We start from the raw sequence: 3,631 nt of genomic DNA, 5'->3' as shown, positions 1-3,631 counted from the left end.
GGCCCCGGCCTGAGTGAAGCGGACCTCGGGCGCGTCCGTCAGGTTGCCGCAGATGGTGATGGTGTTGGTGCTCATGATTGGTCCTCTCTCTGGCCGCAGTGGGTGCAGCGGGCGTGTCGGTACAGGTGTCGTGGGGTGATGGGTTGGCGGTGGTCGTCTAGTCCCATCGCGCCGGTGAGGATGTGGAGGGCGGAGCAGGCTCCCGGGGCGGGGGCTCGGCGGTCGTCACCCGCCCCGGGAGCGATCAGGGTGGGTGTCATGCCGCGACCTGGGTGCGTCGCGTGGAGGCGAGGTAGCGCCGCAGGCCGTCGTCGGTGGAGAGGTCGGCCATGTCGTGCCGGTGACGCTCAGACGCCGACAGGGCCTCGCCAAATGTGGACTGCCACCTTCCGATTCGTCCGCAATTGCAGCGCCACATCCAATGAGCGGGCGCGTCTCTCCAGATGCGGGTCCTGTGCCGGGGATGGAGCCATGCTGCGGCCAGCGCCCGCAGGTCGGCATCCACACGCGCCCAACCCCTCCGATAGTCGTAGTAGCGGTGGGATGTGCATCTGCGCTCGTGGCACAGCGTCCACTCCTCATACCGACGCTCGACCTCGGGGGCGCCCCACTGGTGGATGACGACCTCGCACGGCACGGCGCCGCGCCCGCCGCCCACCTCATCCCCCCATATCTCGACGGCTCCGGTGTCACCGACGATGGTGCGCTGGATATGACCCCACGGACTGATGCTGGTCGTGACGCCGGTCACGACTCGCCCTCCGGCACGATCAGGCCCTCGTCGGGCAGTTCGGCGACGCGACTCTGGATCGCGGCACGCGTGGCCTCGTCGGCGTCCTGCCACAGGGCGCGCAGTTCGTCGCGGTCGGTGATCGCTGACACATCCACGGTCGGCGCAGGCTTTGCGAGTCGCAACGGCTCGACCAGGTACGCGGCCCGCTTCCCGCGCTTCTCTGTCAGCGCGAGGCGCAACGGCTGGGCGATGTCAGACAGGTGGCTGGTCTTGATGCCGCCGACCCGCTCGCCGCCGAACTGCACGTCGGGGTCGCGGTACAGGGTGAGCGAGCGGCCCGCGTAGGCCGATGATTTCGTGCCCCACGCTGCGATGAGGACACGACGCATTGTTTTGCTTGGGCGGTAGGGCCGTCCTGGCATCTCGCGCAGGTGGATGTTCACGGGCTGCTCGCCGCCGGGCACCTGCACTCGGTCGACGGTGAACGTGCGCGGGCCGGTCAGCAGGTCCTCCGCGTTGAGCTGGTCGCTCTTCGGCGCGATCGTGTCGTCAATGTCCATCTCGTCACTCCTCTGTGATGTCGTCGTCGTATGCCCATGTGGGCGGGATGAGGGGCCTGATGTCGTGGCTGTATCCGGGCCACCTGCCGGTCTCGACACACTGGCGGTAGAGCGTGATCGCCTGCGCCATCTCACCTTCGCCGAGCGCCAGATAGGAGGGATCAACCTCCCACACGCTGACGAGGTAGGGTGCCGTCTTCTCCTGGGCGACGATGCGAAACGGCAGCAAATCGCCGGTCAACTCTCGGCGGAGGCGGCGATACCATGCGGCCTGTAGGTAGTAGCGGAATCGGTGGGCAGCGGCCAGGAAACCGCGCTCTGAGGCGTCGCGGGCGGTCTTGTAGTCAGCGGTCCACCCCGGATTCATGACATCTGCCCGGCCACGTAGCCATAGTCCGTCAATGCGGGCAAACATCGACTGCTCGCGCTCGCCTGCGAGGGTCTCGACAGCGGCGGGGTGGCGGTATACGACGCCCGCCATGTCCTCTGCGAGGCGCATCTCGGCGGGCAGCAGTGCCACCTGTCCAGATGCGTGGGCAGCGTCGCGCACCTCACGGGCAGCCTTGGTGCGCCACGACTCGGCGGCCACCTCGACCACGCGCTTGCCCTCGCCAAGAATGAGGGCATGGACGGCGCTACCGAGGTCGAGTGCCGCTGTGCGGGGTCTACCGTGCAGCTCGTGGTGCCGGAATCTCGCCGGGCCACCTTCTTCGAGGAGCGCCTTGGCGCGGCTAACGGACAGCGAGCCGTCGGGGATGGGGTCGGCGTGGTAGTCGGCGTCGGGGATGCCGTCAAAGATGCCGGGTCGGGTGATGGTGGTAGGCATGTCAATGTCCCTGATCGGTGGGCAGCACTTCCGTCCCGATCCGCAGTCCGGCGCAGACCACGGGCGCGAGGATGACGACGATGGGCACGATGATGTCGAGCACGATGCGGCGGGTCATGACGCACCGCCGAGCGCGGCGAAGTCGATCCCGGCGGCACGCATCGGCTCGGTGAGCGTCGCGAAGTGGGGGGTGGAGATCATGTCGCGGACGACGACGGCCCATGCGGCGTCCCGTGCGGCGGACCATGCGGCGTCCCGTGCGGCGTCCCGTGCGGCGGCCCATGCGGCGGACCGTGCGGCGGACCATGCGGCGTCCCGTGCGGCGGACCATGCGGCGGACCATGCGGCGGACCATGCGGCGTCCCATGCGGCGTCCCATGCGGCGTCCCGTGCGGCGGACCATGCGGCGTACCGTGCGGCGATCTGCACCTGGTCATCGGTCAGGGTGGGCAGCAGCGCCAGATAGGCGACCACCTCACGGCCACACGGCCCGAGCGCCTGCCACGCGGGCAGCTCCCGCACCACACGCCACCCAGCGCACCCGACCTTGCGCATCGCCCCGGGCACCACATCGGCCAGCGGCTCCACCTCCAGCAGACGGCTCGGCCACCCCATGCCGGAACAGTCGGCAGGCTCGGTCGATGCGGCCAAATGCCCTGCCGGGTCATACCTGGGCTCACCTGAGGGCGACGGATGCCACACCTCCACACCCTCGACCGGCCCACGCTCAGCCACCCACCGGAAGCCGAGGTCGTACCACGACGTGCCGTCGGGGCGGATAGCCTTGTAGTACGTCATCACACCCACCTCCTCGCAGCGGCGTGCCAGTTGGTCGGCAAGTCGTGGTCGTAGATGCTGTAGTCATCCCAGTTGATCTCGCTCACGATGCCGTCACCTCGATTTGGGTGCTCTTCCCGGGGCGTCGGATCGCCATCTGGATGACGCTCCGTCCAACATCGCGGGCGAACTCGTCACTGGGTCTGATGCACGAGAATCCGTTGAGCCATAGGCGCTCGGGTGAATCGTCGTCCTGGTAAAGGTAGGCGTCGCCGTAGGGCCAAGTGTTCGCCTCGGCTATCGCGGTGACGGCCGCCTCGATGCGCTTGCGGGCCTCCCGCATGTCGGTGATGGCCTGATCGAGTTCGACTAGGTGGGCTAGTAGGTCGCTCACGATTCGTCACCCGCCTCGATCCGCTTGGCGCGGTCGTGGTAGTCGGCGGGGGTGGTGGTAGAGTCTGTCATGTTGAGCTTCCTTTCGGGATTGCGTGGCCCTCGTCGTGACAGCGGCGGGGGCCGATTATTTGTGGTCAGCGGGTGGCTGACCTGCTGATGAGGCGCTCTACCTGATCGGCGGAGAAGACGACGCGCCCCTGTGGTTTGCCGGTTGGCTTGTGGCGGCGCAGCTTCCCGTCGGCGGCGAGCCGGTCGACGGTGGTGAGGCTGACGCGCAGCAGGTCGGCCACCTCGGCGCGGGTCATCCAGTCGCCGCTCACGACATCACCTCGGCAGAGA

At 68.1% G+C, this 3,631-nt stretch carries 6 protein-coding genes; all 6 read right to left on the bottom strand.

The window, feature by feature from the left end; translation table 11 throughout:
- Positions 1-256: 256 nt before the first annotated feature.
- Positions 257-751, bottom strand: a complete 495-nt coding sequence (locus tag ACTQ1S_RS09075; protein ID WP_441042357.1) for a hypothetical protein — start codon at positions 749-751, stop codon at positions 257-259.
- On the bottom strand, positions 748-1,293 hold the full coding sequence (locus ACTQ1S_RS09070) for a hypothetical protein (protein WP_441547542.1): 546 nt from the start codon (positions 1,291-1,293) through the stop codon (positions 748-750). Before ACTQ1S_RS09070 ends, ACTQ1S_RS09075 begins: the two co-directional genes overlap by 4 nt.
- 4 nt (positions 1,294-1,297) lie before the next feature.
- Positions 1,298-2,119 (bottom strand): PD-(D/E)XK nuclease-like domain-containing protein, encoded by an 822-nt coding sequence (locus ACTQ1S_RS09065; RefSeq protein WP_441547541.1) that lies wholly within the window; start codon positions 2,117-2,119, stop codon positions 1,298-1,300.
- A gap of 114 nt (positions 2,120-2,233) precedes the next feature.
- Positions 2,234-2,917: a hypothetical protein gene (locus tag ACTQ1S_RS09060; RefSeq protein ID WP_441399524.1), complete on the bottom strand. Its 684-nt coding sequence runs from the start codon at positions 2,915-2,917 to the stop codon at positions 2,234-2,236.
- A gap of 82 nt (positions 2,918-2,999) precedes the next feature.
- Entirely contained in the window at positions 3,000-3,290 is a 291-nt protein-coding gene (locus ACTQ1S_RS09055) for a hypothetical protein (protein WP_432232230.1), read from the bottom strand.
- A gap of 136 nt (positions 3,291-3,426) precedes the next feature.
- The coding region (locus ACTQ1S_RS09050; protein ID WP_441227480.1) for a helix-turn-helix domain-containing protein at positions 3,427-3,631 on the bottom strand (205 nt) is incomplete at its 5' end.

The organism is Collinsella sp. LCP21S3_D3 (genome assembly GCF_052118305.1).
Taxonomy (GTDB): Bacteria; Actinomycetota; Coriobacteriia; order Coriobacteriales; family Coriobacteriaceae; genus Collinsella.
Note: the sequence above shows the minus strand (reverse complement) of the source record. Positions and strands in the feature narration are given on the sequence as shown.